Annotated in this window: 5 protein-coding genes and 1 pseudogene; 2 read left to right on the top strand and 4 right to left on the bottom strand. The window is 72.5% G+C overall.

Going from position 1 to position 4817, the window contains the following annotated elements; all coding sequences use genetic code 11:
* Positions 1–358, top strand: a pseudogene (locus tag L0B03_RS13975) (hypothetical protein); the annotation flags it as partial.
* 2 nt (positions 359–360) lie between these two features.
* Positions 361–2352, top strand: a complete 1992-nt coding sequence (pknB, locus tag L0B03_RS13970) for a Stk1 family PASTA domain-containing Ser/Thr kinase (RefSeq protein WP_308200068.1) — start codon at positions 361–363, stop codon at positions 2350–2352.
* A 105-nt stretch (positions 2353–2457) separates the two neighbouring features.
* Here the strand turns inward: pknB and L0B03_RS13965 are convergent, their stop codons facing one another.
* The 4 genes from L0B03_RS13965 to L0B03_RS13950 all read right to left on the bottom strand — a co-directional run.
* Positions 2458–3108, bottom strand: a complete 651-nt coding sequence (locus L0B03_RS13965; RefSeq protein ID WP_250446805.1) for an aminodeoxychorismate/anthranilate synthase component II — start codon at positions 3106–3108, stop codon at positions 2458–2460.
* 1 nt (position 3109) lies between these two features.
* Positions 3110–3268 (bottom strand): hypothetical protein, encoded by a 159-nt coding sequence (locus tag L0B03_RS13960; protein WP_250446813.1) that lies wholly within the window; start codon positions 3266–3268, stop codon positions 3110–3112.
* Positions 3265–4020: a class E sortase gene (locus tag L0B03_RS13955; RefSeq protein WP_250446801.1), complete on the bottom strand. Its 756-nt coding sequence runs from the start codon at positions 4018–4020 to the stop codon at positions 3265–3267. Before L0B03_RS13955 ends, L0B03_RS13960 begins: the two co-directional genes overlap by 4 nt.
* Positions 4017–4817, bottom strand: an 801-nt coding sequence (locus L0B03_RS13950; protein ID WP_308200067.1) for a DUF881 domain-containing protein, incomplete at its 5' end; no start/stop codon positions are given. The genes L0B03_RS13950 and L0B03_RS13955, both read right to left, overlap by 4 nt.

Genomic DNA, 4817 nt, shown 5'->3' with positions numbered 1-4817 from the left:
TTGGCCTCCGACTTCAGGCCCGCCCCACGCCGAGGAGCCCTCCGCCCGGGCCACGGGACGACGTCGGGCCGCGGCCGCCCCGGGGCCAGCGCGCACCTCCACGACCACGGGGCTGCGCTGGGGGCAGATCTCCCGGCCGCTGCTCGCGCTCATCCTCATGGTGCTCTTCGCGCTCCTCGGCGCGGCGTTCGCCGATACCCTCTGGGGACCGTCGCGATCTGCGCCACCCCCGGTGGGGTCCGACCCGGTCAGCATCGCGATGGTCACCTCCCCCGGTGCCGAGCGGACAAGTGGGATGATCGGCCCACGCCCCGGCAGTGACCAGGCACTTCACACGACGACAGCGAGGGACCAGTAGTGGTGGACAGCGCACCTCGGATCCTCGGCGGCCGCTACGAGGTCGGCGAGCTCATCGGGCGCGGCGGGATGGCCGAGGTCCACATCGGCCACGACACCCGCCTCGGCCGCACCGTGGCGATCAAGATCCTTCGCTCCGACCTCGCCCGCGACCCGTCCTTCCAGGCGCGGTTCCGCCGCGAGGCGCAGGCCGCCGCGAGCCTCAACCACCCGGCGATCGTCGCCGTCTACGACACCGGTGAGGACGTCTTCACCGAGGCCGGCGGCAGCGTCGCGCACGTGCCCTTCATCGTCATGGAGTACGTCGAGGGCCACACCGTGCGGGACATCCTGCGCGACGGCTCGGCCGTGCCCATCGAGGAGGCTGTCGAGATCGCCGCCGGGGTGCTCTCGGCCCTCGAGTACTCCCACCACGCGGGCATCGTGCACCGCGACATCAAGCCCGCGAACGTCATGCTCACGCCCACGGGCGCGGTCAAGGTCATGGACTTCGGCATCGCCCGGGCGATGGCCGACTCCGCCGGGACCATGACCCAGACCCAGGCCGTGATCGGCACCGCGCAGTACCTCTCCCCCGAGCAGGCCCGCGGCGAGCAGGTCGACTCGCGCAGCGACCTGTACTCGACCGGGTGCCTGCTCTTCGAGCTGCTCACCGGCCGGCCGCCGTTCATCGGCGACTCCCCCGTGGCCGTGGCCTACCAGCACGCCCGCGAGGAGGCCCAGCCGCCGAGCACCTACGCCTCGGACGTGCCCGAGAGCCTGGACCGCATCACCATGAAGTCCCTCGCGAAGGACCGCGAGGACCGCTACAGCAGCGCGGCCGAGTTCCGCACCGACCTCGAGGCCGCCGTGCGCGGGGGCAACGTCACCGCGCCGATGCTCGGGCTGCTGGGCGCCGGGGGCCTCGGTGCCCAGCCGGCGGACGCGACCCAGGTCATGGGTGCGGCGAGCTCGCCCACGCAGGTGATGCCCTGGCAGCAGACCGGCAGCACCCCGGCGATCGGCGACCCCGACCCCGAGGCCGAGGAGGACGAGGAGAAGCCCAAGCGCAAGTGGGTGCTGTGGGTCCTCATCGCCGTGGCCGTCGCCGCGATCATCGGCATCATCTTCGTGCTGACCTCGGGGGGCGAGACCGAGCCCGAGACCGTGGCCGTGCCCGACGTCGTCGACATGGAGGAGGCCCTCGCTCGCGAGGAGATCGAGGACGTCGGGCTCGAGTTCGAGCCCGTGGCCGAGGCGAGCACCGAGGTCGAGGAAGGGCGCGTCATCAGCACCGACCCGGGCGCCGACGAGCCGGTCGAGGTCGGGAGCACCGTCCGCGTCGCGATCTCCCAGGGGCCGGACGCCGTCGAGGTGCCCACCGTCGAGAACTTCACCGAGGCCCAGGCCCGGGCCGAGCTGGCCGAGCTGGGCTTCGAGAACATCGGCATCGAGACCGAGAACCACCGCACCATCGAGCAGGACCGCGTCACCCGGACGGACCCCGCCGCGGGGGAGAGCGTCGCGCCCAGCGCGCAGATCACGATCTACCTCTCGACCGGGCAGGTCACCCTGCCGGACCTGGTCGGCATGACCGAGGACCAGGCCAGGACTGCCCTGAGCGACCTCAGCCTCTCGATCGACCTCAGCCGCGAGGAGAGTGACGAGGAGACGGGCACCGTCATCCGCCAGGGCCGCTCCCCCGGCCCCGTCGAGCAGCGGGCCACGATCTCGATCGTCATCGCCGAGGAGGCCGGGCCCGAGGAGGTCGAGGTCCCCGACGTGTACAACCTCCTCTTGGAGGACGCCGAGGCCCGCATGGGGAGCAACAGCCTCAACGCCACGATCGTCGAGGAGTTCGACGAGGACGTCGTCGAAGGCCGGGTCTTCCGCACCGAGCCCGGGGCAGGGGCCTCGGTGCCCGAGGGGTCCACGGTGACGATCTACGTCTCCAGCGGGCCCGAGCCTCAGGACAACGAGGGCAACAACGGGAACAACGAGGGCGAAGGGGACTGACCCCGCACGGTCCTCACGGAAGCGCCCCCGGCCGGGAGGTCCTGGCCGGGGGCGTTCTGCGTCTGGGGGCGCTGACTGTGCCGCGCGACCGCACGCGGCCCGCGCCTACGGGTGGACGGTCTCCCGCACCAGGGGCGCCATCCCCGCCGAGGCGGCGACCGCCCCGTCCAGGCCGCACAGCTCGAGCCAGTTGGCCAGCAGCCGGTGCCCCCCCTCGGTCAGCACCGACTCGGGGTGGAACTGCACCCCGTGCAGGGGCAGGTCACGGTGCTGGAGACCCATGATCACCCCGGGGCCACCGGCGGTGTGGGTGCGGGCCGTGACGACCAGCTCCTGGGGCACCGTCCCGTCGACCACGGCGAGGGAGTGGTAGCGCGTCGCGGTGAACGGTGTGCCGAGCCCGGCCAGCACTCCCGCGCCCTCGTGCTCGACGGCGCTCGTCTTGCCGTGCATGAGCTCCGTCGCGTGGGTCACGGTGGCCCCGAAGGCCTCGGCGAGGGCCTGGTGCCCTAGGCAGACGCCCAGCATGGGCGTGCCCGACTCGGCGCAGGCCTCGATCACCTCGAGGCTGCTGCCCGCGCCGCGCGGGGTACCCGGCCCGGGGGAGATGAGCACGCCGTCGTACTCGGCACGCTCGGCGGCCGAGGGCACGGCGTCGTTGCGGACCACGACCGTCTCGGCCCCGAGCTGGTCGAGGTAGCCGACGATCGTGTAGACGAAGGAGTCGTAGTTGTCCACGACGAGGATGCGGGTCATCTCAGTCCACCGTGATGTCGTTGAAGGGCATGAGCGGGGCGATCGCGGGGAACACCCAGGTGAAGCAGGCGGCGACCACCCCGAGCACGAGGACCACGGCGAGCAGGGCTCGCACCGGCGTCGGGCCGGGCAGGGCGCGCCACAACCATCCGTACATCATGCGCCTCCGTCCAGCGCCGCGGGGGTACCGTCCGCGACAGGCATCCAGTGGTCGAGCTCGGCGTGCACGATGAAGCGCTCCTCGGCCGAGAACATCGGGTGGCAGGTGGTCAGGGTCATCCGTCGGTCCACCGGGGCGGCACCGGGCTCCCCCGGCACCGGGGCGATCACCTCGACCTGGTGGGGCAGGACGATCTCGGTCGAGGTGACCCGGTAGACGTACCAGGTGCCCTCGGTACGGACCACGAGCGGGTCCCCCAGCTCGAGCTCGGCCACCCGGTTGAACGGCTTGCCGTAGGTCACCCGGTGCGCCGCGACCGCGTGGTTGCCCACCCCGCCCGGCATCGCGGTGCCCGGGTAGTGACCGACGCCCAGGTGGTCGAGCACGTCCTGACCGACGCCCTGGGTGATCGGCTGGACGTAGTCCTCACCCCACCGGGGCACCTGGAGGGTCGCGAAGGTCGTGAGCTCCTCGGGTTCCTCGAGCACGGGTGGCTCGTCGGTGCGCTCGACAGGCGCGGGGGCGGTGACCGGCTCCTCCCAGCGGAGGTCCGCGACGGCCTGGGCCTGCTCCTGGCCCGCGGCGACGTCGGTCCACCACAGCTGCCAGACGACGAACAGGCCGATCAGCACCCCGAGGGTCATCAGGACCTCTCCGAGCACGCCGAAGACGGCCCATCCCACCGCGCCCGCGCCCCGCGGCCTGCCCGGTTGGCCCCGTCGGGCGGGCTGGGTCGTCTCGATCCGGGTCACGGGACGCGGACGGTCCCGCTGTCGAGCCCTTCGAGCGGGAAGACGGCGGTGCCCTCGGGCAGGTTCGCGTGGCGCAGCTCGAGGCTGCCCTCGAAGGCGGGGACCTCGACGGTCTCGGGGTTCTCGACCTCCCACCCCAGACCGACGTTCTCGACGTAGTCGAGGTAGACCTGGATGCTCCGTGAGGCGTAGAGGGCCTCCTCGAGCTGCTCGGGGTCGCCGATCGCCTGAACCACGTAGGGCGGCGAGTAGTGCCGGCCGTGCAGCAGGAGCACGTTGCCCACGCAGCGGAAGGCCGTGGTCGAGATGACGCGCTGGTCCTGCAGGGTCATGGCCTCGGCGCCACCGGCCCACAAGGCGTTGATCACGGCCTGGAGGTCCTGCTGGTGGATGACGAGGTCGTCGTTGACCACCCAGTCGGGCTGCGGTCGGTTGGTCGGGGCGTCCGTCAGCTCGACCGTGATGCCAGGGCCGGTCAGCGGGGTGCGGCCGGCCGCGATCTCGACCAGGATCTGCTGGTCGCTCGACCGGATGGGGTTCTGCTCGGTCACGGCGTCGGTGAGCTCGTCCACCTCGGCCCGGAGCCCGTCCACCTCGGTGGCGAGCTCGTCGGCCCGGTCCAGCTCGACCTGGACGAGACTCGGCAGGTCCGCGGCGTGGCGGGCGTCCTCCCCGCCCTGCAGACGGGCGTTCGCGACGAAGAGCACCCCGGCCAGGACGAGCACGAGCACCACGCCCAGCGCACCGGCGGTCGGCGTGCGGCGTCGCCGCGCGGCGGGGGCGTCGTCGGCCCTCGG

This window comes from Actinotalea sp. C106 (genome assembly GCF_023630195.1).
Taxonomy (GTDB): domain Bacteria; phylum Actinomycetota; class Actinomycetes; order Actinomycetales; family Cellulomonadaceae; genus Actinotalea.
This window is presented reverse-complemented; position numbering and strand designations above follow the sequence as displayed.